Here is a 24,283-nt window from a genome sequence, read left to right as displayed (position 1 = left end):
AAGCAATAAGAGATCTAGGAGGTTTTTAAAGAATGGATACAGTAGTCTTAAAGAATAATGTTAATAAGAAATTAGGCATATTTCAATTTATGAAAATGTCAGAAGAAGAACGTGATAATCTGAAAGGGAAAATTAGCTGTGAAAAATGTGGAGCAAATGCTCGCTATCGTAAAGAAGGAAGTGATGGAAGGATAGCCTGCTTTTACGCAATACACATAGGGAAATGTGATAATCGAGTATCTAAAAAAAGCGAGAGCGAAGAGGCAGATGTAGAAACGAATAAAATTGAACTAGACACAAGTGTGTATAAAGTTAAATGGAACTACAAAATTTCTAAGGTTAAAGGGGACGAGGAGATAGAAGAGAGCGAAGAAAGTGAAGTGTTAAAAAACAAGAAGAAATATACAAAAAATCCAGCAAAGTTTAGACAGGCCTCGATTTCATTGTCCCAGATACTAAAGTTTGCTGAGGCTAACATTATTGAAGAACAAGAAATTTTAATTAACCTTAATAAGGAAGAGGGTGAATTATCTAAGCTAGTTTTTGAATTTAACAAAATAGATAATTCTCATATAGATCAAAAAAAACATTTCTACTGGGGGAGCATGAAATATATTAATGGAAATTATATAAATATAAAGAATTGCAATAAAGTATCAATTTTGATAGATCATACTATTTTAAATCAATTTGATGAGCGACATAAGAAAAAGTTATTTGATGTAATAAAAAATAATAGCGTGATAGTATTTGGAAAGGTAATAAAAACAAGCAAGGGCAACTTTCTAGTAAAACTGGATGCAATTAATGAGATCTATTTTAGAAAGAAGTGAGTAATCTATATCTAAGTAAAAAAGAGAAATTTGTTATTGATTCCTCTAACTCGAGTAAATCTTTTTAAAAAATATGAGCCTTCATACCATGAACAATTATCTTTTTTATTGTATGGAGTCGGTACGTGTCGTGATAAAAAGTATAAACATAAATACAAAAAAACGTGAAACAATAAATGTTAAACGTTTTTTTGTCGTGATTTAAATAGATGAAATGATATTTTGTTTATCCTGACCTGTTAAAAATTTGTATTGAATTCGATACACAGTTCTCTAAATTTTTAATGATGATGCGCATGGGCATCCGGTGCGTCGCCTTTGACAGTGCATAATACCGAGGTGTCGTGAAGATGTTTCTCAGACTCGACCTGCAAGGTCACATGCTTGATTTCTTTATGCTCTAACAGATGCTCAATCTTCTGAACAAGCACTTCTGATGCGTATACATCCATCGTTCCATCTACCACAATATGAGCGGTCAGTGCATTCAGGTTGCTGGTGATGGACCAGACATGTACGTCGTGTACGCCTTTGACGCCATCCACTTTCTGAATGGTTTGCACAAGGTCATTCACATCGACATTCACTGGCGTTCCCTCCATCAAGATATGCAAGGATGATTTGGTGACGAAGAATCCGCTGCGCAGGACCAGTACAGCAACAATGACACTTGCGAGCGGGTCAGCCCAGCCCCATCCGAAGAACATCATAAGCAAAGCAGCAGCAATGGCGCCAACCGATCCCAGCATATCACTGATGACATGGAGGTATGCTCCGCGCATATTCAAGTTTTTCTCCGTATCGCTACCGCGCATCATGATCCATGCCACCAGGATATTAATGAGCAAGCCGATGATACTGATGATCAACATACCTACTGTTGCGACTTCTGGTGGGTTGATGAAGCGACCAATTGCTTCGTAAAAGATGTAAAGAGAGATGGCGATTAAGGTGACCCCATTTAACGTGGCTGCCAAAATCTCAAAGCGTCTGTACCCGTACGTTTTGCCTGTATTCACCGCTTTTTCGCCAAAGGTGAACGCCAGCAAGGCGATCCCCAAAGCTATGGAATCAGACAACATATGACCTGCATCGGAGATAAGGGCTAAACTGTTCGTCATGAATCCGCCAACGGCTTCAACAATCATATAAACGGTAATAATAATGAAGGAAAACAACAGTACTTTCTTGTTATTGGTACTACCATGATTGTGTCCATGGTCGTGGTTGTGATGATGTCCGGACATATGAGATCCTCTCCTTTGGAGCCGTGCTCCGTTATGTAATTGATTTCTTTTGTGACTATAAGTGATCTTCGGAAATGATAAAGTGCTTATAAATGAATATATGAGCACTTGTTCATATGTTATGGTTTTATTATAGGTGCGCCTAATAATAGTGTCAACCAGATTTGAGAAAATATAAACATGCCCGCAGGGCTCTCTTACTTGTTCGCTGGCGATATGCGTTGCTTTTGTGCTACCATCTGTGCAGGATCAATGTCGCGGAACATATATCATTATCAACTTACAGAAAAGGGGCGGACAACAATATGAAGAATCTGCTTCTGGCGGACGACGACGCCAATATTAGAGCACTCCTCCGGCATGTCATGACCAAGGAAGGGTACCGGGTGCATGAAGCACAGGATGGAGTGGAAGCGGTCAAGGTCATGCAAGGAACACCAATCGATCTGGCGATTCTGGATGTGATGATGCCAGGTATGGACGGACTGGAGTTATGTGATTTCATTCGACAACATTATGACATTCCTATCATGCTGCTGACAGCACGGGATCAACTATCCGACAAGCGGGATGGGTACTTGAGAGGCACAGATGAATATGTGACGAAGCCATTTGAACCCGAGGAACTGGTCTACCGGGTTAAAGCATTATTTCGTCGGTACCATCGTACGTCCAGTGATATCATTCGTATGAACCGCATCGTGATTGACCGGAATAATGTCGAGGTCTCCGATGGGCAATCGATTCTCTTTTTGCCAATGAAGGAGTTCGAGTTACTCTCTCAACTTGCTCAGTTTCCGGGCCGCTTATTCTCGCGTGATGAACTGATTCGGTTAGTCTGGGGAGCGGACTATGAAGGAGATGATCGCACCGTGGATGTACATATCAAGCGGCTGCGTGATCGTTTTGCCGATTATGCGGATGATTTTGTCATTCAGACGGTACGGGGGATTGGTTATAAGATTGAGGTGAAAGCGCATTGAGATCACTGTATTTTCGGGTGTTCATGATTACAATCGCGGTGATTCTGGTCAGCGCCATGCTGGGTTTTCTTTTATCAAATATTTATTATCATGCGAAGCTGAAGTCTTTCAATGACGAGAAGTTAGTTGGCATCGCGACGCAAATGAAGCAGTTTGTGGAGAAAGAACCCGCTACGGTAGAGCATTACCTGGACAATGCCGCAGCGCTCGGTTACGAAATTTATGTGACGGATGGAAAAGGGAATGACCAATTCTATGGTCGTGAATTCCGCCAGAAAGATCTGGACAAGCAGGCTGTAGATCGGGTATTAGGTGGTGAGATATACCACGGCGTTGCCGAGTTTCCCAGCAAACCTTTCATTACGGGTTTCTTCGATAATCAATTGAGCAATACCGTCGGTGTGCATCTGCAGATGGGCAATGCAAGTTATGCGTTGTTTATGCGCCCGGATGTCATTTTGCAATTCGGTGAACTGCGTATCTTTTTTGCGTTGATTGGAGCGTTTACGGTGGGCATTAGTATTCTACTCTTTATAATCAGTACCCGCTATCTGGTGAATCCGATTGAACGTCTGTCCGAGGCGACCAAGCGCATTGCCCAAGGAAACTATAATCTGAAATTGTCCACGACTAGGCGTGATGAGATTGGACAGCTGGCCCAGCATTTCATGACCATGAGTCGTGAATTGGAGCGAGTGGATCAGGCACGTCAGCAGTTTGTTTCCAACGTATCACATGAGATTCAATCGCCGCTGACCTCGATTCAGGGATTTGCCCAACTGGTAGCAGATCAGGATCTGCCTGAACAAGAACGGGAGCACTATGCCTCCATTATTGAAGAGGAGAGCCGCCATCTCTCGTTGCTCAGTAAACAATTGCTGCTGTTGTCCTCTCTGGAACAAGGTCATGAGGATTTGACGAAAGTGAGATTTTCTCTACGAGATCAATTCCGCCAAGCGGTTCAGGTGCTGCAATGGCAGTTGGAAGAAAAAGAACTGTTGCTAAGGATCTCGGTACCCGAATCCATCCAGTTATATGGAAATGAAGTGCTGCTCATGCAAGTATGGATGAATCTACTGGGGAATGCCGTGAATCATCTTCCGCAGGGGAGAAGCATTGAGATTCGTGCAGAAGAGACCAATGCCCAGTGCGTAATCCATATTCGGGATACAGGAGACGGGATTGCAGCGGAGCATTTGCCGTTCCTCTTTGATCGTTTCTACCGAGTAGACCGTGCGAGAGAACGTTCTTCCGGCCGAACCGGGCTTGGGCTTGCCATTGTGCAGAAAATTATCCGCATCCATGAGGGCACGATTGAGGTCTCCAGTTCGACCGAAGGAACGGTCTTTACCGTGACGCTCCCGCAGATGTAATCTGTTATTCATTTGCCGTTCATTTTCGCCTCCTATACTTGGGTTATCAAGAGGAGGTCAGAGAATATGTACTTGGCTATTAGAGAGATGAGGTTTGCCAAAGGGCGATATGCATTAATTGCTACAATTATGGTGCTTGTATCATTTCTGGTTTTGTTTGTCACAGGTCTGGCACAGGGGCTTGCGTATGATAACGCGGCATCCATCAAAAATATGGCAGCAACCCATTTTGTTCTGGAACAGGATTCGAATCATCGGTTTACCCGTTCCCAGGTGAATCAGGACCAGCTGGAGCAGACGCGCTCCGTTGTGGGGCAAGAGAACGCTGAACCGCTGGGAGTGAAAATGACAACGGTAAGTCCAGCTGGTGACACAAAGAAGATTGATGTAACGCTATTCATGGTGAACCCGGAAGGCTGGCTGGCTCCAACCGTAACCGAAGGCTCTACAATTACGGATCTGAAAGACGGGCAGGTTGTAGTGGATCAAAAACTGTCTGAATCTGGAGTGACGATTGGAACGGAACTGGTCGATCAAGCCTCGGGAACGAAGTGGACCGTAGGTGGATTTGTGGAAAATGAGTCCTTCAGTCACTCACCGGTTGTGTTCTTAAACGAGCAGGAATGGCTCGCTATTCAAGAGGGTTCTCGTACTTCGCAAGGAACAGCAAACTCTAATGCTCCGGTATACAATGCGATTGCCGTCAAGGATGCAGGCGAGAAGGTGGATAACCTTAGTACCGCTTTGCCGAATACAGAGGTAATTACGAAGTCCGATGCGGTATCGGCCATTCCTGGGTACAAGGAAGAACAGGGCTCGCTGCTCATGATGATTGCCTTTTTATTTGTCATCTCGGCGTTTGTGCTTGCGGTATTCTTCTACGTCATCACGATTCAGAAAACGAGTCAATTCGGTATTTTGAAAGCTATTGGGACTCGAAATTCATATCTGGCGGGCAGTGTTTCATTGCAAGTATTGCTTCTGTCCATCGGCAGTCTGGTGATCAGTGTGCTGTTGGTTCAACTATTTGAATCGATCTTGCCAGCTTCAATGCCGTTTCAATTAAGCTTGTCCACCCTGGCACTAACCTGTGTGTTATTCGTGATGATGTCTATGGCGGGTTCGTTATTCTCGGTGTGGAAGGTTACCAAAATTGATGCGCTTGATGCGATTGGGAGGACAGCAGCATGAGAAACCGATTGGTATTGCAGGGAATTACACAGTCTTTTGAAGATGGCGGGGTCAAACGGACGATATTGAATAAGTTGGATCTTAAGGTGGCCGAAGGAGAACTCGTCGCGGTCATGGGGCCTTCTGGCTCAGGCAAAAGTACATTTCTGTCCATCGCAGGTGCACTGCTTGATCCGACGGAGGGAGAGGTTCTGCTGGATGGCGCATCGATTATGGGTAAAAACAAACAGGACATATCCGATGTACGGCTCCAGCAGCTCGGGTTTATTTTTCAAAGTGCCAACCTCATTCCCTATCTGAAAGTGGAAGAACAACTGATGGTGGTCGCCAAGCTCGCTGGAACGGACAAAAACAAGGCAGAGAAGCGGGTCGATGAGCTGCTGGATACGGTAGGTTTATCGCATCGACGTAAGGCATATGCCGAGAAGCTTTCTGGCGGAGAACGCCAGCGGGTTGCCATTGCCAGAGCTTTGATGAATGATCCAGCCGTCCTGCTCGCGGACGAACCGACAGCCAGTCTGGATGCGGAACGTGGACTGGATATTGTGAGCATGATTGCACGGCTCGTGAAGGAGCAGGGCAAGAGTGCAGTCATGGTTACACATGATGAGCGGATTTTGCCGCTATGTGATCGGGTTCTCTTTTTGGAAAACGGGAAATTGGTACACCATTAGTGGTCAGAGTGAATAGTATAGACATTCTTTAGTTCAACTGAAATAACAATAGAAGGTCCATGGATTCCCGATGGGAAAAGTGGCCTTCTTTTTTCTTTTTTGATCTATAATGAGAGATAGAACTTATAATGGAAGATTTATTTTACATAGAGAGGATCGGATAGAAAAATGAAGACTTTGGATCGGGAACAGTTCCCGGCGCTCAGCACATCGATTCATTGGGGAATTGTTAAAGCCGAGTTTAGACTGAATGACATCGTGGATGAAAGGCTGGTAAGCAATGTGAGCATTATCCCGTTTGTGGGGGAACGAGTGGTTGTTTTTCAGATCGATAACGGAAAATGGGAGCTTCCCGGAGGAACGTTGGAGGTAGGAGAGAAGTATATGGATGGACTGCAACGTGAAGTGATGGAGGAGCTCGGAGCCAAGTTGGTCACGTATCAGGTGTTTGGACAATTTCATTGCATGTCGAGTGCACCTGAGCCGTATAGACCGCATATACCTCATCCTCATTTTGTGAGAATTATTGGCTATGGAGAAGTTGCGCTGGTCGGTAAACCATTGAATCCGGCAGATGGGGAACAGGTAATTGCTGTAGAAGTTGTGGAGATTGGTGAAGCGATTAAGAGATTTGAAGAACAGAATAGATATGATATCGCGGAAATGTACCGATTAGCCTATTTGCTTCGAGAAGAAGCAAACGGTGAGTAACTGGAATGCTAGTGTATTCTAAATCTTAAATCTTAAATCCAATAAACTTCGGAGGTTATGATGATTAGAGATGAAATTAATGAGCTGTTGGATGCTCTACCGGACCATGAACTGAATGTGGTGTACTCGCGAATCGAGCTTGTGCACCGCAAATATATGTATAACAAAAATTTGGAGGACAAGGGGGTCCTTGTGACTGAATTGTGCGAGGAATCCGAAGCAGTTATACACAAATGGGATGACACATTTGCCAAGAACATCAGTGAAGAGGTAAAAGAGGCTATCTATTATAGCCAGTACAAGTGGCATATGTTCAGTTATGAGAAACAGGATTGCCTAACAGACGATGCAGCACGAGATGCTTTCAATGCCGAAAATAAAAACGAATTGTATGTCATGTATCAACATACACCATTCATACAGATATTTCAGAATGCGAATAAGGTCATCGCAGAAGATTTTGATTCGGAACAGGACATTTATATTTTTGACCAAGAATTCACGTGGACGTATGTACATACCCATGAATCCATGTGCGGACCGTATTTTTATAAAGTGAAGTAACAAGGAGCAGTAAGGAGTAACAAGTGAGGAGTTTGGAGTCCACTTAATAAACACACGAATATCTGCCGGAGGAGCCATCTGATGCGTAAGAGGTCGATTAAAATATTCAGACGCGCCATGCTTAGTATTCTTTTACTCGTAATAATCGCACTAATCTTTCCCACTTGGACCCCTGGGATCAAAGGAGAGAATAGTATCAGCACATTAGGACAGGTTGAGATCAATGGTGCAGGTCATGAGGTTATGATTCGCGGTGCGGATCGGAACAATCCCATCCTTCTTTTTGTACATGGTGGCCCTGGTTGCTCCGAGATTCCTTATGTAAGAAAGTATCAGCAGGAGCTTGAGCAACATTTTACTATTGTGCATTATGATCAACGTGGAAGTGGAAAGTCATATCATTTCATGGAGGATTATTCGGATGTGACTTCAGATGTGCTTGTAGATGATTTGCTGGCTTTAACGGATTACGTTACTGCCGAACTGGGGCAAAGAAAGGTTACGCTGGTCGGTCATTCATTTGGTACATACATAGGGACAAAAGCGGCGGCCAAAGCACCAGAAAAATTCATTGCTTATATAGGTATTGGGCAAATGGCTGATACTGTGCGGAGCGAGTTGGATAGTTTGGAATATACGATCGCACAAGCGAAACAAGCCGACAACACAGCGGATGCGGAAAGTCTGGAACGTCTTCGTGGTCCGATTGAGCGAGGCGAGCAGTATACACCAAGAAATATGGTTCGCAAATACGGCGGTGCAGCCAGACTTATTGATGACAACAGAGATTATACGCTCGGCTTCCTTCTGGGAACTGAATATAATGCGTTGGATGTGATTCGGTATTCCATGGGAGTGCAGGCTACACAGGAAATCCTCCTGAAGGAGGGGTCCAGCAACCATTTGCCAGACATTGTAGATCAGCTGGAGATACCGACTTATTTTGTTATGGGAAAGTATGATTATATGACGTCTGTGGATGCGGCAAGGGATTATTTCGATGAGCTTGGAGCACCCGAAAAAGATTTTGTTGTATTTGAAGAGTCCGCTCATTACCCACAGTTCGAGGAGAAAGAACGATTTGCAGCGTGGTTGATGGGGGTATTTAACTTTTGAATAAGCGAGGGATCTTGATGGAGCAACTTAATACTAAACTCATAACTAGACTTGCATTACCGGAGGAAGCTTCCATTGTGTTGAACCTATGGCAAGAGTCTGCCCGGTGGCTGAACTCCAAAGAGATATTTCAATGGCGTCCTGAGTATTTCAATTTGGAACAAGTAAATGAATTCATGACGGATGGATCTGACGTATATCTTGCTGAAATAAATCACGAAATCGTAGGGACGTATACCTTAACGTGGTCAGACCCCCTGATCTGGGAAGAACTCGACAACACTAATTCCGGATACATACACCGATTTGCAGTGAATAGAGATTTTAAAGGGCAAAATATAGGCCTGCTCCTTCTAAAATCAGCAGAAGAGAACATTAGGCAAAAAGGTAAAACCTTGATCCGGCTGGATTGCATGGCAGATAACCTGAGACTTAATCAATACTATAAGGACTATGGATTCCAATACATCCGCAGAATGAAACAGGGGAACTGGAGCGCCAGTCTGTATGAAAAACAATGATGGTGTCTCTATCGACTTCATTAAGCTCGTAAGTGTATAAAAAGGGGGATTATTCATGCTTTTATCCTATCATCCAATGAAAATAGCTGATGCAGGAAAAATCGTTACCTGGAAGTATGAAGAGGAATACGCTATGTACAGTTTCTCTGAATCCAATGAAGATATTCAAGAATTGATGAATGGGGAGTACTTTTCAGTCCTGGATGAGCTGGAGAGGTTAGTAGGATTTATTTGTTGTGGGGAATCAGCACGTGTACCGGGAGGAACCTCAATCGGACTGTATCAAGAAGAAGGATATCTGGATATAGGTCTTGGATTAGATCCAGATCTGACAGGACAAAAGATAGGGTCTGTGTTCCTTAAACAAAGTTTAGTATTCTTGCAAAACCATTTCAAAAGTTCTCAGTTTCGGCTGGTTGTTGCCACATTCAACGAACGAGCAATTAAAGTGTATGAGCGGACAGGCTTTAAAAGAGATAAGAAGTTCTATAGCAAAGTGCATGACGAGGACAGGTTATTTATCAGTATGAAAATGAAAATGCCCATATACTCTTTCGAAGAAATAACGGAGCAGGATTTGACTGAAGTCAGAGAAATATATAACTACTATGTCTCCAACACGACTATCTCATTTCATACTGAAGAATTGACTCTGGAAGAAATCAAGGCTTCTGTCATGAACATAAATCCGCGCTTTAAATCGTTTGTCATTAAAGAAGAGAACGAAATTCAAGGATATGTGCTAATTACCCAATACAAGAGCAAACAAGCCTACGACTTCTCGGGAGAAGTAACCATTTATTTGAAACCGGATATTGTAGGGAAGGGCATTGGTGCAACGGCACTGCGATTTATAGAGAATGTTGCGCGCGAGCAAGGGTTCTACACCTTGATTGCTACGGTATGCATGGAAAACACACGCAGCAAGTCCATGTTCGAAAAGCATGGGTATGAGCAATGTGCGATGTTTAAAGGCGTGGGATATAAATTTGATCGCAGATTGGATATTGGTAGTTTCCAAAAGGTGTTGTAACGTATGAATAATATTCAATATAATCTAAAATTCGAAAAACTCGTCGCTGAATTAGAACTTGGTGAGTTGATCAGTACACCCAAGGCAATCTCGGGTGGGCTTTTACATCGCATGTATGCCATTGAAACTACACATGCCAAATATGCTGTGAAAGCACTGAATCCTCAAATTATGAGTAGACCTACAGCTATGCAAAATTATATTCAATCCGAAAAAATAGCAAACGTGGCAGCAAATTTTATCGATGCTCAACCTGCCAAAGTGATAAGCGGTTCTTCGATGCAGATCTTAGATCATCAATGTTATCTTATATTTGACTGGATCGATGGTAATAGTCTGGAGCTTCATGAAGTAACCGAAACCCATTGTGAGCATATGGGCATGATTCTTGCGGATATTCATAAAACTGATTTTTCACAGCTTCATATTCCTGACCTTCAGTTGGATGATTCCAAAGAAATCGATTGGAATGATTATTTAACCAAAGGGCAGAAAGAAAATTCGGATTGGACAATCTTATTAGCTGACAACATTCAAAAGCTCTATGAGTGGAGTGCTCAGGCAAAAAATGCATCAGTAATAATGGCCTCAAATACAGTTATTAGCCATAGAGATCTTGAACCTAAGAACGTGATGTGGCAGCAGGACAACCCCATCATTATTGATTGGGAATCAGCGGGTTATATCAATCCGATGCATGATCTGGTGGAAACAGCGATGTATTGGTCGGTAGATCATACCGGAATCGTAGAAAAAGAAAGGTTCTTGGCTTTTATAAATGGATATCGGTCTCGAGTGGGGAATTTAAACGCCAATTGGAGAATGGTTCTGGAAAAGGGCTTTGCCGGAAAATTGGATTGGCTCGAATACAGTCTAAAACGCTCTTTGTGGATTGAATGCACAGACGATGAAGAGCAACAGTTGGGAACATCACAAGTCACATGGACTATAAAGGCTTTAAAACAATACGAGGATATGATCTCAGATGTTGAGCACTGGTTGAGTAGCTAAATCCGAGATAATTGTTATCCGATACAGGAAGGGGTGACTAACATGGCAAACACTAAAGGAACACTAAGAACATGCGAACAAGGGCATTCCTATTACAAAAGTAGCGATTGTCCAACTTGTCCGGTATGTGAGAAGGAACGGAAACCGAAAGAAGGATTTCTTTCGGTTCTGTCTGCACCCGCCAGACGTGCGCTGGAGAATCAGGGAATTACGACATTACGACTACTCTCGCAATACACAGAAAGAGAGATTCTGAAGCTGCACGGGATCGGGCCTTCTGCGATGCCAAAACTTCGACAAGCACTTGAAGAAGAGGGATTATCTTTTAAAGAGTAACCCTCTTTTTTTGGTCAATGGCTTTAATTGGAGAAATTGGTATCGCATCACTTCCTCGCGTTGTATAATATTACAGTTGTGTAAAAGTGCAATTATTTCAATACCTTGTACCTTCATTGACGACAGAGACTTGGGAGCTCATAACTTCCAAACAATCTGATTATTATCACCCATGGTGGGGTCCGGTTCTCATTTTTGAAACGGTATATAATGTGCTATTTTTAGTATTTAGCGTATATACGCTGATTACGTTTTATAGAAAGAAATCGATATTCCCTCGTCTTATGATTATGTTTTACAGTGTTAGTCTAGCCGTGGGCATCATTGATTATCTGTTGTTACTTCAGATTCCTATGGCGGTAGAGCTTGAGGATGGAAGTTCGTTAAAAGGGATAGGTAGGACGATACTCACCTGTGCCATATGGATTCCTTATTTTATAAAATCAGTTCGAGTTCACAATACGTTTGTCAGATAAAAACATAAGCCCCGACCTAAGATGGAAGATCTATGGTCGGGGTTTGTTATAAGAGATTCAAATAGAGGAGGGATATTTTGAAGATTTTCTTAGTAAGACACGGGATGGATGAGGAAGGCTACAGAGGTGGCTGGAGTCAACGAGGGCTCATTGAAGAAGGTGTTACTCAATCGGAGAGACTCGGAGATTACCTGTACCATCATTCAGAAAACTATAAGATAAACACGGTGATTAGCAGTGATCTACCGCGTGCAGTCCAGACTGCCAAAGAGCTTGAAAAAAGACTGAACATAAAGGGGCTTTATCTGAAAGACTGGAGAGAAATGAACAACGGAGATTTGGCTGGAATGCCAAATAAGGAAGCAGAAGTGAAATATGCAGGAGTTTATTTTAACACTCTTGGAATGGATACCCCGTTTCCAGGAGGAGAAAGTCCTCGGAATTTTTATAACAGAATATGTACATCCTTTCGGGATTTATGCCGAAGTATAGAGGAGCAACAGATCAAATCGAATGTTCTACTGGTCACGCACGGCGGAGTAATCAACATCCTTTATTATCTCTTAGGAAACCAAAATTGGACCAATACATCGGTGTTTCATTCTATTGGGAATACCAGTGTTCATACGCTTGAAAAAGGAGTAAATGGTTGGGAGTTTAGCAGTATGAATATGATGAGTCATCTAGGTTAGAAAAGGGAGTATATAAAAACAATTTTCACAACAGTTAATTCTTTTAATCATAATAAAGACTGCCGACAGGTGCCGTCAGTCTTTATATATATTATTTAATTGATCTGAAGCAGACGTACTATTTCACCATCTATTATTTCTTCACTAGTTTTTATAAACCCTAAAGATTCATACAACTTTCCTGCAATTAGATTATCTGGTCGGTGTCCAATCATTATTCTTGTGCATTTTGAAATACTCATAAGCTGAATCAAAGTTTTCATTGCTGCCTTGCCATAACCTTTACCTTGATGCTTCTCGTCAATCATTATGGCAGGAATCCAGTAGTTATCATCCCTGTCTGGGTTCGCACAGAATACGAGAAAACCGACTAAAACCTCTTCCGAGTAAATAGCACGTAATTCAAAATCATCAACATATTTAGATTCAGCAATCCAATAAACGACAGGTGCAGGAAAGATATTAAGCTGTTCTGGCTTAACTTTAAGCTGGGTACATTCATACCAATTTTCATTAGACACTGGCTTTAATACAACTACCATTCGGAGTTCCTCCCAAATTTTACTTTGCAGAGGAATTTATCCTCTGCACTTACTTCGTATCCTTCCTAAAAATCATTGCAACATGGTTATTCTTCATACCACATCACTCCTTTCGAAATGAAAAAACTCTAATGTAGGTTAGTAGGTTATTTGCTATTTTGTTTAATATATCCTTCTTTTATCAGTGAAAATAGATTGAACATATCAATCATTTCAAAACAAATAGTGAGAAAATGGCCTACTACGCTACAATGGAATGAAATGGAAGTATAAGGAGGTTGCCGATATGAGTGATAAACCAAGTGATTTGTTGCGTGGGTTGAAGTCCTTGTCTGGACCTTTTCCAGCTTGGAATACCGAGCTTTTACCGGATCAACCAGGGGATCTTTTTCTGGATTGGCTGAGACTGGCTATAGATTACGGGGTGAAAGAACCTCATGCGATGACGATTTCGACAGTGGATTCGAATGGTTTTCCAGATGCAAGAGTATTGATAATGAAAGACGTAGTTGACGAAGCTTTTTATTTTGCATCTGGCTCGGAGAGTCGAAAAGGACAGCAGCTGGAGAACAATCGGCATGTGGCACTGACCTTTTACTGGCCTACATTGGGCAGACAGATCCGCATAAGGGGAGAAGCCGTGGATATGGGCGAGGAAGCAGGTGCAGCGGATTTTCGGAAAAGATCGGCAGGTGCGCGCGCAGTTGCGATGACAGGACGACAGAGTCAGGAGCTGGAGAGTGAGGAAGAATTGGAACGCGCCATTGCCGCTCAGAAAGAGCGGATCAGCCGAGATCCTGATGTTGTGACACCGAATTGGAGACTGTACGCCGTGAACGCAAAGGAAGTTGAGTTCTGGCAGGGAGACTCGGAACGAAAGCATGTGCGAATTCAATATATTCTGCATCAAGGGCAATGGAAGCACCAGAGGTTATGGCCGTGATTTTATAAAGGGGGAAATTGTGTGAGTCGTAGAACTACAGGGACACTGCTGCTTGTCATAGCGGCATTTCTGTACGGTGTTCGATATTTGAGTGCTGCCATTTTTGGTTCTGGTGTGGCTTCGTGGAATTCGGAATTGTTTCAGGAGATGCTGAATTATGTTGGAACAGCTCCGCGAAATTTGAGTGTGTTTGCTTTAATCCTGGGCTTGTTCTATTTAATATGGGCGGAATATGAAGCAACCAGCTCCAAAACCAAAGAAAGTCTCAAGCGTTTTGTGAGTTATGAAACTGTAGATCAAGAAGCGCCAAGCCAGAACAAAACAGAATAACTGGATAGTGTGATTCCTTATCAATAACGGTTGTTAAACTAATTTGAATAAGCCGGGGAGGCATACATATGAAGTCCATTGAAAGTTATTTTGACCCATTTCCGGTATTGGAAACAGAACGATTGCTCCTTAGGCCCATTACCTATGCTGATCTGGATGAGATGTACCGTTATTGCGCGGTTCCTGCTGTATCGGAGTACACAACTTGGGACGCACATCAGAGCAAGGAGGATACGAAAGCCTTTATTGATTTTGTCATGAGTCGATATGAGGTGGATAAGCTGGGGCCATGGGGAATCGAGGATAAACAAACAAAGAAGTTGATTGGCAGCTGCAATTATTTGGGGTGTGACAGTAACAGTATGAGGGTGGAATTGGGTTATGTGTTATCCAACGAGTATTGGGGCCAAGGAATCATGACGGAAGCGGTTAGCCGAATCATTCAATTTGGATTTGAAGACATCGGGTTGGAACGCATTCAGGCTAAATGTCTGGTGGGTAACATCGGTTCCGCAAAGGTCATGGAAAAGACAGGCATGAAATTCGAAGGGCTTTTACGGAGTTATATGAAAATTAAAAACGAAATGCAGGATTTGAATTTGTATGCGATGACCAGAGAAGATTTTCAATCGTTATAACCTGCTGAACATGTTTGAAAGGAATGTTAATGTTGACCAAAGGAATGCTATTTGTTGTCCTTTTTATGACTCTTTTAAGTACCTCTGAAGTATCCGATAGTCTGTCCGAAGTCTCTAATCTGTCTCCTGCGCCTACGATATTTACAGAAGAAGAATTTAAAGTTCAGAATAAAGCAAAGAATATCACCGTTAAAATCGGAGATACTCGAGCAGAGGTTGAGCAGCAGTTGGGGAAACACGTGGATTATTATTATCATACGAATGTTTACCAGTATAAAGGTATGTGGATTCATTACAAAGAAGGAATTGTGGATGGAATCGTGATCGATGATGCGGCAGCAAAATCAAAAAAATATAAAACGCCAAGTGGCATAGGTTATGGAAGTACAATTCAAGAAGTAATCCAGCAATACGGAAAGAAAGCCTTTATTGATTCTAATCAAAGAAAAGTACGCTCAATTACGTATCTCATGGAGAGAGATAAACAAGGAAACTACAGTGTAATAACGTCATTTGATAAATTCGTACTTGAAGGTGGCTATGAAAATTTGATGATTTTATCCATGGTGCTCGATCAGCAAAGTCGTGTGTCATTCTTGATGATTGCAGACTATGAATTTGCATATCATCCTGAGCATAGATGGACTGAAACTCAATAAAATGGCTGGGGTTTACTCTGTTTTTTACATCCCAACGTACATAATGTCATATCGTGCATCTACCGAGATCCGCTATAATCTCCAAGTTGAAAAAACATGGATAAGGAATCGGGAGGTGCATTGAATTGACAGCTAAAAACAAATATAAATCACTTGAACTTGAAACACCCGGCGTATATGAACTGGAAGGACTGGAGGTCGGCGTGACCTCCAATTGCAATTACAAATGTGACTATTGCTGCGCCTACAATCGAGACGATGGGCAATGCATTAGCGGTCAGGAAGTGATTCGGATCATTAGTGAGCTTCCGCGGCTCAAGCGAGTGCGTTTGTCCGGGGGAGAGGTGACCCTGAAATATCAGGATTGTCTGGAGATTGTGACGTATTGCGGGAAACACGGTATCGACACGCAATTAAATACCAATGCCAGCCTGCTAACGGAAGAACGAATTCATGCTTTGCGGGATGCCGGCTTGTCCAACATTCATATTTCGTTCAACTATACAGATCGGGATGCATATGCTGCGTATTACCGTGTACACCCCCGCATGTATGAGCGATTGGAGCACAACATTCGTCTTTGTACTGAAGCGGGGCTGGAGACCGTCTTGGAGACGCTACTATTTGAAGGCACCCAAGCGAACATGCAGGCTATTAGCGATAAAGTATATGAACTGGGTGTGCGCATCCATGAGATACAGAACAGTATCGTGATGCCACACAGTCATTGGAGCAAGATCGTCTCCAAAGAATCACTCATCCACTCCGTAAACGAGCTCATTAAGCAGAAGAAGGAAGAGACGACGTTATATTTTACCTGTATGGATCGTTTTGCTGAACAACTGGGTTTGCGTGAACAGCCTGGTGTCTACTTCTCCAATTGTGTGGATGGGACCAAACAGCTGCATTTGCACGGCAATGGGGATATTCTCATCTGTGAGTTATGCCATCCAGTCGTGATTGGTAATATCTATCAGGGTACATCTTTAAAGGATATCTATACCAAGCAGCCTCAAGTGTTAACGAATTATCTAGAAAAGCAGCCCTGCCCTGCATACGATGCTCTCTTTGTAAGTGAATAGTCACGTTTATAGAAAGCTGTTTAGCATCGTACTTGTCCCTATTCGGGGTACATATATAGATTGAGATCCATCATTATCACTCATATGGAAGGTTGTCTGATTTCCTCTCGGGGGAAAGGATGACCTTCTTTCTTTGCGTTCGCCTGTTTCAGATTCATTTAAGCTAGCCCGCCTATGATGAGCCTTAAGAACTTAGATGAAGAGGTGAACTTCACATGATGAAGATCTATCCAAAAACCAACGAGAACGACCCATATAAAAATTCAAAACCAAGGCGCAAATGGCTGATGATCACCCTTGTTATTGTTCTGGGCCTTGGTACCGTGATATACAGCCTAGCAGATCGCTACTTAATCCGGCATGTGCAGGTTGTTGTAGCGGATGACAATACATCAGCAACCAGCACCTCCAGTGATACTTCAACACAGGCGACTGAAGTGAATGCAACGTCAGATGACTGGAACTATTCCAGCGATGATATGCAGGTCAAAATCGATAAGGTGCAGACTGGGTCCGGCTCAGATCAGATTACGTATTACGTCGCAGATGTACAGCTGACAGATGCGAGCAGCCTGGGCTCGGCTCTGGCAGATAACAGCTTTGGCACGAATATTACCGAAAACACCTCAGAGATAGCAGCGGCCAACAACGCCATCTTTGCGATCAATGGTGACTACTACGGCTTCCGTGATGACGGGGTGATTATCCGCAATGGTACGGTATATCGGGATGATCCGGTGCGTGATGCGATGGCATTGTTCAGTGATGGCACGATGAAGACATATAACGAGACGGAAGTATCCTCATCGGAACTGCTGGCGGAAGGCGCGACCAATACGTTATCTTTTGGACCAATTCTGATTCAAGACGGCCAGATTGTAAGTGACTTCAGCAGTGTGAAAATCGATAACAACTTTGGTAACCGGTCGATCCAGGATGCCAATCCGAGAACTGCAATCGGCATGATCGCCCCGAATCATTATGTATTTGTTGTGGTTGACGGACGGCAGGATGATAGCCGTGGCATGACGCTGGCAGAGCTTGCCGATGTCATGAAAGGTCTTGGAGCAACGGAAGCCTACAATCTGGACGGCGGCGGTTCATCCACAATGTATTTCATGGGTCGGGTTGTTAATAATCCGCTGGGGAGAAACCAGGAACGCGGCGTAAGTGACATCCTTTATCTGAAAGAGGGACAATGATCATGACCATATTAATTCCATCATACGAACCGGATGTTCGTTTATTAAATCTCGTGTTACAGTTGCAGACGTTTCAGTTAGGACCCATTGTCATTGTAGATGATGGCAGCGGTTCAGGTTACAGGGGGATTTTCGAGACGGCAGAAGCTTATGGGTGTACAGTCCTGACACATACGGTCAATCTGGGCAAGGGACGTGCGCTCAAGACAGGATTCCAACATATCAAGGAACATGGCCCACAGGGCGGTATTGTATGCGCAGACAGCGATGGACAGCATCTGCCGCATGATATCAAACGCATCTTTGATGTACTATTGGAGCAAACGACCCCGGGGATTGTACTGGGAAGCCGTCGGTTCAGTGGAACCATTCCAGCGCGCAGTCGTTTTGGCAACACGGTCACACGAGGCGTCTTTTCTCTCACGACAGGTACGAAAGTATATGATACCCAGACAGGCCTGCGAGGTCTTCCATTCTCGATGCTGGACTGGCTGTGCCAGATCCCTGGAGAACGATTTGAATACGAGATGAACATGCTGCTAACAGCGCATAAAGAAGGGTATGAGATCACAGAGGAGTTTATAGATACGGTCTATCTGGATCATAACAAATCCTCTCATTTTCGCCCATTGATAGATTCATTCCGTATTTATATGCCAATTCTGATGTTCAGTACGTCTTCGGTGTTATCGGCCTTGATCGATTTTGGCTTACTGTTCGTGATCCAGTACTTCACGCATAATCTGTTCCTATCGGTCGTTGCAGCGAGACTTTGCAGCTCCATCTTCAACTATACGATCAATCGGAAGTATGTATTTTCAGCCGGGAAAACGACCAGGGTCCGTCAATCTTTACCGAAATACTTCTCATTGGTCATTCTGGTGCTGCTATTAAATTACGGATTGTTGTACTTCTACAATGAAAAACTGATTATCCCACTGATTGCAGCCAAGCTGTTAACAGAGGTGTCGATCTTTGTGTTCAGCTATTGGGCGCAGCGCAGATTTGTATATTAACTTTGTATATTAAAACTCATAGACCAAAAGAAGACACGGCCACTCAAAAGAATATCATGCGCTTCTTGGTAATAAAAAAGGTCGAGAACAGGGTAAAGGATACCCCTGTTCTCGACCTTTTAAACTCAAAGGAGGACGAGCGTTACATCAGTTTCTTAATCTCATCCTTCAGAATTTCGGACTGGGTGCCGAAGATGACCTGCACAGCTCCGCCACCAAGCCTCATGATGCCAGAAGCGCCAAGCTGTTTGAGCGCCTGGTCGTTGACGGCTTTGTCGTCTTTAACAACAAGACGGAGGCGAGTGATGCAGGCATCGATGCTCTCGATATTATCTGTTCCACCGATCTGGGCGAGCACTTTTCCAGCCTTGGTGTCGGCAGACGCCGCTGCCACGGCGGAAGCATTAGTGGCCACATCGGTATCATAAGCGTCATCCTCGCGCCCCGGCGTTTTCAGGTTGAACTTGAGAATCATGAACCGGAACAGGAAATAATAGACGACTGCAAATGCGAGTCCGACTGGAATCATGAGCAGTGGATTGGTCGATAGCTTCATGTTCACGAGGTAATCAATCAGACCTGCCGAGAAGGCGAAGCCAAGCTTAACATTCAGTAGATACATGATCAGGGCCGCTGCACCGGTAAGAATAGCGTGCATCACATACAGCAGAGGCGCCGCGAACATGAAGGAGAACTCGAGCGGTTCGGTAATACCCGTTAAGAACGAAGCCACCGCTGCGCCGATAAAGATCGAAGCGACCATTTTGCGCTTTTCAGGTCTGGCTGTATGAATCAAGGCAAGCGCCGCCGCCGGAAGAGCGAACATCATAATCGGGAAGAATCCAGACATGAACATGCCTGCCGTAGGGTCTCCGTTGAAGAAACGGGTCAGGTCGCCGTGCACGACTTCCCCGGCTGCATTGGTATAATCCCCGATCTGGAACCAGGCGATGGAGTTGAGGACATGATGCAGACCGAGCGGGATGAGCAGGCGGTTGGCGATCATGAACACCATGGAGCCAAAGCCGCCAAAGCCTACAATCCAGGCGCCGAAAGCGCCGATGGCATCCTGAATCGGGCTCCAGATCATGCCGATCAGGATGGCCAACACCAGCATGGAGCCGGCGGTGACCATCGGCACAAAGCGTTTGCCGGAGAAGAAGCCGAGCCAGTCAGGAAGCTTGATATTGTGGTATTTATTATACATATAGGCTGCAAGCAGTCCGGCAAATATCCCGCCCAAAACGCCCGTATCCAGCTTGACATCGTCAGGAATATAACCGAATACACCTGGAACGGCTCCCAGAATCCGTATTAGCACCATATAAGCGATCAGGGCGGAAAGAGCGGCGACCGCATCCCCCGCCAGTCCGATAGCCACCCCGATGGCGAAGATGAGCGCAAGGTTGCCAAAGATCGCCCCCGCTCCCTCATTCATGAATGGAACTACATACTGATTGAGAAATCCCCCTATCACGGGTCCAAGCGGAATGTCCTTTTCATAATTAAGAAGACCCAAGCCTTGAAGAATACCTGCTGCAGGCAGGGTTGCTACAGGAAGCATCAGGGATTTCCCTAGCTTTTGCAATGCTTTCAGCATATTGTTCTTCCTTTCTTTTTTAGATTCATGTTATTTGGGCAAGCTGACTTTCATGATAGTTCCCAAGCCTGCTTCTACGTTGCCATACGTCGGGTGTGACTCCCACGGCTGTTCTGACGCATTCGCAACGATGACAGGGGTGATGACCGGATAACCAGCCAAAGCGATAGCATTCAGGTCAAATTCGATCAGGGTCTGACCGACAGCGACCTGATCCCCGATCTGCACTTGGGGGGTGAAGCCCTGTCCTTTCAGACTGACAGTATTCATACCGATATGCAGCAGCAGCTGCAGCCCGGAAGCATGCTCAATCATGACGGCATGATGCGATTTAATCAGGTGCACTACAGTGCCGTTGATAGGGGCGACCAGCCTGCCCTCCTGGGGAATCACTGCAACTCCTGGACCCATTAGTCCTTGTGCGAACGCTTCGTCAGGCACTTCTTCCAAACTGACGCAGGTTCCGGTGAGCGGGGAGACGATGGATATTGTCTCAGAATTTTTAGCAGATTTGTTGTTTTTCCATTTCCAGATCATTGTGTGTTGTCCTCTCTGTTGTTGGTTTTGGCATGGGTTTGAAAAAGCCGGTATAAATGCATGGCGAGAAAAGCCGTTTCTTCCTCGGGTACCTCTGTACCCAAATCTTCGGCCATGACAGCACTTAGCTTTCTGGCCAGCTGGTATTCGGATGGATAACCATTTTGCACATATTGTGCGAAGGTGGGGGACGTTATCGGCTCCTGATACAGGCGTTCCATGGAAAAGCGCAGGTGTATCAGGAGTCTTGCCTGGCCAAGGCTGCCCTGCCCAAAGCGAATGCCACCCTGCTCTTCAATAATGGACTGAAGCTTCCTGATTACATTTGATACCTTAACCAGCTGTCCGACAGGGACGTGATTTACGGAGGAGTACACATGGTATGTCAGGAACCCCGCCTCATCCTCCGGAACCTCTACGGCAAAGGCCTCCCCGATCATGGCCGCCGCTTCCGAAGCGATTTTGAATTCTTTCGGAAAACTGAGCTTTGTCTCCGTAAGGAAAGGATTCAGAATCTCCATGCCGTTGCGGAGCCGATATAAGGTGAACTGAATATGACTTGGAAGAGCAAGATAGATCTTGTCATTCAGCTTGCCAGGAAACTGATCAGCGATGAGACGGATAATCTGGTCAGAGATTTCGATGACATTGGGGTCCAAGTCCTTCATCAGCTCCTGCGCCTGCCCCCACTCCTCCCGGTCCTCCAGCCGGAACCTTTTCTCAATCCGCGGATCATCGGCCTGAATGGTGCTTTCCCCTTTGAACGCAAATCCCAAGCCTTTGCCGATTAGCACGTACTCCTTGGTACTCTGGTGCGACCGGGCCAGGACAATATTGCTGCCGACGACCCGCTCCACCTGCAGCAGCATTCCTTTACTCACGGTTCACCGCCTCCTCGTCTCTAAAGTTAGCGCTTCCAGGTCCCGGAAACGGCAAAAAGAGCCAAGAAGCGAGTATAGTCTCATGTTCGCTTCTTGGCTCATGCCCTCTGGAATGGTAACACGCCAATTCATTTTATGTTTTTTATGCAGTACGTTCTTCCTACATAATATAGAAGCTGATCTGCCGCCGTCAACCATAATTTTGTCATCCGTCTGTTCGTCGTTTAATATAGGGGATGTTAAATGAAAAGGTACCTTCGCCATGAAAGACTGATGAGGGGAAGCAACTGCGTCTATTCGGCTTCGATTCTCATGGATTATCTGACGGACTGCGCGCTTCTCGGGCACACCCGCTTTCTGCATATGAACGCTTTGCAATCCGATCCAGGCTATCAGATGGTCAAAGAAATCGAGCGATTCCCGGACGAAAGCACGTGACGAACGGCCTCAATCCCTGCTATCAAGGTCGTCCTTCGTACAAGGTGTGGCAGGAACGGGAGAACTCATCCACATTCCGAATTCATGTTAAAAAGATATGGGAGGAATAATTTATGGTTCCACAACGAGTGAGTCTGGTCACCATTGGTGCAATGCATCTGCCTGAGCTGCGTTCGTTCTATCAGAAGCTTGGGTGGAGTGAGAACGCAATCAGTTCAGATCAATACAGTGTTTTTGAAACAACAGGTGTATTGCTATCGTTATATCCCATTCAGGAGCTGGAGAAAGATACTGGGATGATATTCAGTGCATCTGATGGGTTGAAAGGAACGCTGCTGGCCATCAATGTGGATCAAGCGGAAGACGTTGACGATACCATTGTGAATATCCGCGCTGCCGGAGGCAATGTAATCAGAGAGCCATATGACGCTGCCTGGGGCGGGAGAATCGCTTATTTCCTGGACCCGGAGAATAACTGCTGGGAAGTCACTTGGAATCCAACCGCCGTATTTGATGAAAAAGGAGCCATGATCACATTTTAGGGTGAAATGAGTGTGACCGGATGTTGAATCGTGTTCGCAAAGATTTGCGTTATTATCTTCAGGAACATCAGGATCGGAACAACCTCATCTTGCATTATTTCGCATTTTTATCGGCGTTTGCGGCTTGGATTTTCTTGTTTATTAATTTTAAAGTCATGCTGGTTCTGACACTTATCCATTACGCCCTTTCCTGGATTGGGCACTTCTATTTCGAAGGCAACAAACCGGCAGCATTCCGATATCCGCATATCGGTTTTTATGCCGGCTTCACCTGGTTTTTTATCAGGACCATTGAGATCATCACCCGCAAAGAAATCATCCATCCGTGGATCAATAAACAGGACTGAAACCAGCAGGAGTCGAACTTTATAAAATAGGAGTGTGTCTATGTATCTTCGAAGTGTGGAGTTACTGTCTGCTAAAGTCGAGAATCCGGATCAGTATCCGTTTCACATACCGTCCATACAGTCTCTGGAGCGATTGGAATTTAACAATAACATTACGTTCTTTGTTGGTGAGAATGGATCGGGTAAGTCCACGCTGCTGGAGGGCATCGCTCATCAATGTGGATTTAACACAGCAGGGGGCGGGAAAAATAATGCATTTGAGATTGATGCTGCTGAATCATCATTAGGTGACTATTTGCGTCTATCCTGGTTGCCCAAAATCACGAATGGTTTCTTCATGCGCTCGGAGTCCTTTTATCAATTTGCATCGCATGTAGATGAATTGGGGCCGGAGTCGCTCAAGTATTATGGTGGGCGTTCGTTGCATGAACAATCCCACGGGGAGTCTTTTCTCAATCTGTTCGTGAACCGATTCAATTCCAAAGGCATTTATCTGCTCGATGAGCCCGAAGCCGCCTTATCGCCAGCCCGTCAACTCTCCTTGTTACGCATTCTTCATGATCTATCAGGCACTTCCCAATTTATTATCGCGACGCATTCGCCGATTCTACTGGGATATCCGGGAGCATGCATCCTGAGCTTCGACGATGGTGGTATTCAGGACGTAGAGTATGAAGATACAGAACATTATCAGATCACCCGCAGTTTCCTGGAAAATCGCGACCGGATGCTGAATGAGTTGTTCAAGGATTAGTGAAGGAGTGA

General features: G+C 44.5%; 29 protein-coding genes and 1 pseudogene. 25 read left to right on the top strand and 5 right to left on the bottom strand.

The window, feature by feature from the left end; translation table 11 throughout:
- Positions 1-32: 32 nt before the first annotated feature.
- On the top strand, positions 33-833 hold the full coding sequence (locus gpAD87_RS18525) for a hypothetical protein (protein WP_064639761.1): 801 nt from the start codon (positions 33-35) through the stop codon (positions 831-833).
- 281 nt (positions 834-1,114) lie between these two features.
- On the opposite strand, the gene gpAD87_RS18520 is transcribed toward gpAD87_RS18525, so the two are convergent.
- A complete protein-coding gene (locus gpAD87_RS18520; protein ID WP_064639759.1) occupies positions 1,115-2,080 on the bottom strand; it encodes a cation diffusion facilitator family transporter in 966 nt (321 codons plus the stop codon).
- Between the two features lie 305 nt (positions 2,081-2,385).
- Here gpAD87_RS18520 and gpAD87_RS18515 point away from each other — a divergent pair, with 305 nt between their 5' ends.
- The 13 genes from gpAD87_RS18515 (at position 2,386) to gpAD87_RS18460 (ending at position 12,761) form a co-directional block, all read left to right on the top strand.
- Positions 2,386-3,063: a response regulator transcription factor gene (locus gpAD87_RS18515; protein ID WP_064639757.1), complete on the top strand. Its 678-nt coding sequence runs from the start codon at positions 2,386-2,388 to the stop codon at positions 3,061-3,063.
- 23 nt (positions 3,064-3,086) lie between these two features.
- Complete coding sequence (locus gpAD87_RS18510; RefSeq protein ID WP_231952639.1) at positions 3,087-4,436, top strand: sensor histidine kinase; 1,350 nt, start codon at positions 3,087-3,089, stop codon at positions 4,434-4,436.
- 66 nt (positions 4,437-4,502) lie between these two features.
- Positions 4,503-5,627 carry an ABC transporter permease gene (locus gpAD87_RS18505; RefSeq protein ID WP_064639753.1) on the top strand — a complete coding sequence of 375 codons (1,125 nt, stop codon included), beginning with the start codon at positions 4,503-4,505 and terminating at the stop codon, positions 5,625-5,627.
- Complete coding sequence (locus gpAD87_RS18500) at positions 5,624-6,301, top strand: ABC transporter ATP-binding protein (RefSeq protein ID WP_064639751.1); 678 nt, start codon at positions 5,624-5,626, stop codon at positions 6,299-6,301. Before gpAD87_RS18505 ends, gpAD87_RS18500 begins: the two co-directional genes overlap by 4 nt.
- A 168-nt stretch (positions 6,302-6,469) precedes the next feature.
- A complete protein-coding gene (locus gpAD87_RS18495; RefSeq protein ID WP_064639749.1) occupies positions 6,470-7,012 on the top strand; it encodes an NUDIX hydrolase in 543 nt (180 codons plus the stop codon).
- 57 nt (positions 7,013-7,069) lie between these two features.
- On the top strand, positions 7,070-7,576 hold the full coding sequence (locus gpAD87_RS18490; protein WP_231952637.1) for a DUF4275 family protein: 507 nt from the start codon (positions 7,070-7,072) through the stop codon (positions 7,574-7,576).
- 81 nt (positions 7,577-7,657) lie between these two features.
- Positions 7,658-8,692, top strand: coding sequence for an alpha/beta fold hydrolase (locus gpAD87_RS18485; protein WP_064639747.1), 1,035 nt, complete (start codon positions 7,658-7,660; stop codon positions 8,690-8,692).
- Positions 8,693-8,769: 77 nt separating this feature from the next.
- The gene (locus gpAD87_RS18480) at positions 8,770-9,213 is read left to right on the top strand and encodes a GNAT family N-acetyltransferase (RefSeq protein ID WP_231952635.1); all 444 of its coding nucleotides are present in this window, start codon (positions 8,770-8,772) and stop codon (positions 9,211-9,213) included.
- Between the two features lie 55 nt (positions 9,214-9,268).
- Positions 9,269-10,246: a GNAT family N-acetyltransferase gene (locus gpAD87_RS32610; RefSeq protein ID WP_231952632.1), complete on the top strand. Its 978-nt coding sequence runs from the start codon at positions 9,269-9,271 to the stop codon at positions 10,244-10,246.
- Between the two features lie 3 nt (positions 10,247-10,249).
- Positions 10,250-11,257: an aminoglycoside phosphotransferase family protein gene (locus tag gpAD87_RS18470; RefSeq protein WP_064639745.1), complete on the top strand. Its 1,008-nt coding sequence runs from the start codon at positions 10,250-10,252 to the stop codon at positions 11,255-11,257.
- Between the two features lie 42 nt (positions 11,258-11,299).
- Entirely contained in the window at positions 11,300-11,593 is a 294-nt protein-coding gene (locus gpAD87_RS18465) for an RNA polymerase alpha subunit C-terminal domain-containing protein (protein WP_064639743.1), read from the top strand.
- Between the two features lie 86 nt (positions 11,594-11,679).
- Complete coding sequence (locus tag gpAD87_RS32985; RefSeq protein WP_082935168.1) at positions 11,680-12,069, top strand: DUF2569 domain-containing protein; 390 nt, start codon at positions 11,680-11,682, stop codon at positions 12,067-12,069.
- Between the two features lie 77 nt (positions 12,070-12,146).
- Entirely contained in the window at positions 12,147-12,761 is a 615-nt protein-coding gene (locus tag gpAD87_RS18460) for a histidine phosphatase family protein (protein ID WP_064639741.1), read from the top strand.
- Positions 12,762-12,856: 95 nt separating this feature from the next.
- Here the strand turns inward: gpAD87_RS18460 and gpAD87_RS18455 are convergent, their stop codons facing one another.
- Positions 12,857-13,303, bottom strand: coding sequence for a GNAT family N-acetyltransferase (locus tag gpAD87_RS18455; protein WP_082935167.1), 447 nt, complete (start codon positions 13,301-13,303; stop codon positions 12,857-12,859).
- Between the two features lie 286 nt (positions 13,304-13,589).
- Here gpAD87_RS18455 and gpAD87_RS18450 point away from each other — a divergent pair, with 286 nt between their 5' ends.
- From gpAD87_RS18450 to gpAD87_RS18420, 7 genes are all read left to right on the top strand, one after another.
- Positions 13,590-14,246, top strand: coding sequence for a pyridoxine/pyridoxamine 5'-phosphate oxidase (locus gpAD87_RS18450; protein ID WP_064639739.1), 657 nt, complete (start codon positions 13,590-13,592; stop codon positions 14,244-14,246).
- Between the two features lie 21 nt (positions 14,247-14,267).
- Positions 14,268-14,576, top strand: a complete 309-nt coding sequence (locus gpAD87_RS18445) for a hypothetical protein (RefSeq protein WP_064639737.1) — start codon at positions 14,268-14,270, stop codon at positions 14,574-14,576.
- Between the two features lie 68 nt (positions 14,577-14,644).
- A complete protein-coding gene (locus gpAD87_RS18440; RefSeq protein ID WP_064639735.1) occupies positions 14,645-15,214 on the top strand; it encodes a GNAT family N-acetyltransferase in 570 nt (189 codons plus the stop codon).
- Between the two features lie 14 nt (positions 15,215-15,228).
- Positions 15,229-15,873, top strand: a complete 645-nt coding sequence (locus gpAD87_RS18435; protein ID WP_231952628.1) for a hypothetical protein — start codon at positions 15,229-15,231, stop codon at positions 15,871-15,873.
- A gap of 125 nt (positions 15,874-15,998) precedes the next feature.
- The gene (locus gpAD87_RS18430; protein WP_064639732.1) at positions 15,999-16,955 is read left to right on the top strand and encodes a radical SAM protein; all 957 of its coding nucleotides are present in this window, start codon (positions 15,999-16,001) and stop codon (positions 16,953-16,955) included.
- 215 nt (positions 16,956-17,170) lie between these two features.
- On the top strand, positions 17,171-18,157 hold the full coding sequence (locus gpAD87_RS18425) for a phosphodiester glycosidase family protein (protein ID WP_064639730.1): 987 nt from the start codon (positions 17,171-17,173) through the stop codon (positions 18,155-18,157).
- A 2-nt stretch (positions 18,158-18,159) separates the two neighbouring features.
- Positions 18,160-19,173 carry a bifunctional glycosyltransferase family 2/GtrA family protein gene (locus gpAD87_RS18420; protein WP_064639728.1) on the top strand — a complete coding sequence of 338 codons (1,014 nt, stop codon included), beginning with the start codon at positions 18,160-18,162 and terminating at the stop codon, positions 19,171-19,173.
- A 142-nt stretch (positions 19,174-19,315) separates the two neighbouring features.
- Here gpAD87_RS18420 and gpAD87_RS18415 read toward each other — a convergent pair whose 3' ends face one another.
- Genes gpAD87_RS18415 through gpAD87_RS18405 form a run of 3 tightly spaced genes read right to left on the bottom strand, consistent with a single transcriptional unit; the run spans position 19,316 to position 22,191 of the window.
- On the bottom strand, positions 19,316-20,773 hold the full coding sequence (locus tag gpAD87_RS18415) for a PTS transporter subunit EIIC (RefSeq protein ID WP_064639726.1): 1,458 nt from the start codon (positions 20,771-20,773) through the stop codon (positions 19,316-19,318).
- Between the two features lie 30 nt (positions 20,774-20,803).
- Complete coding sequence (locus tag gpAD87_RS18410; protein WP_064639724.1) at positions 20,804-21,310, bottom strand: PTS sugar transporter subunit IIA; 507 nt, start codon at positions 21,308-21,310, stop codon at positions 20,804-20,806.
- Positions 21,307-22,191, bottom strand: a complete 885-nt coding sequence (locus gpAD87_RS18405; RefSeq protein ID WP_231952627.1) for a BglG family transcription antiterminator — start codon at positions 22,189-22,191, stop codon at positions 21,307-21,309. The genes gpAD87_RS18410 and gpAD87_RS18405 overlap by 4 nt, the downstream gene beginning before the upstream one ends.
- A 279-nt stretch (positions 22,192-22,470) precedes the next feature.
- Between gpAD87_RS18405 and gpAD87_RS32980 the strand changes: the two are divergent.
- The 4 genes and pseudogenes from gpAD87_RS32980 to gpAD87_RS18385 form a co-directional block, all read left to right on the top strand.
- Positions 22,471-22,626: pseudogene (locus gpAD87_RS32980) on the top strand (IS1380 family transposase); the annotation flags it as partial.
- Positions 22,627-22,742: 116 nt separating this feature from the next.
- Entirely contained in the window at positions 22,743-23,171 is a 429-nt protein-coding gene (locus gpAD87_RS18395; RefSeq protein ID WP_064639720.1) for a VOC family protein, read from the top strand.
- A gap of 20 nt (positions 23,172-23,191) precedes the next feature.
- Positions 23,192-23,518 (top strand): DUF962 domain-containing protein, encoded by a 327-nt coding sequence (locus gpAD87_RS18390; RefSeq protein WP_064639718.1) that lies wholly within the window; start codon positions 23,192-23,194, stop codon positions 23,516-23,518.
- 40 nt (positions 23,519-23,558) lie between these two features.
- Positions 23,559-24,272: an AAA family ATPase gene (locus gpAD87_RS18385; protein WP_064639716.1), complete on the top strand. Its 714-nt coding sequence runs from the start codon at positions 23,559-23,561 to the stop codon at positions 24,270-24,272.
- Positions 24,273-24,283: the final 11 nt, after the last annotated feature.

Origin of the sequence: Paenibacillus sp. AD87 (assembly GCF_001659845.1) — a bacterium.
GTDB classification, from domain to species: domain Bacteria; phylum Bacillota; class Bacilli; order Paenibacillales; family Paenibacillaceae; genus Paenibacillus; species Paenibacillus marchantiae.
The sequence above is the reverse complement of the archived record's forward strand: the minus strand, read 5'-3'. Positions and strand labels throughout refer to the sequence as shown.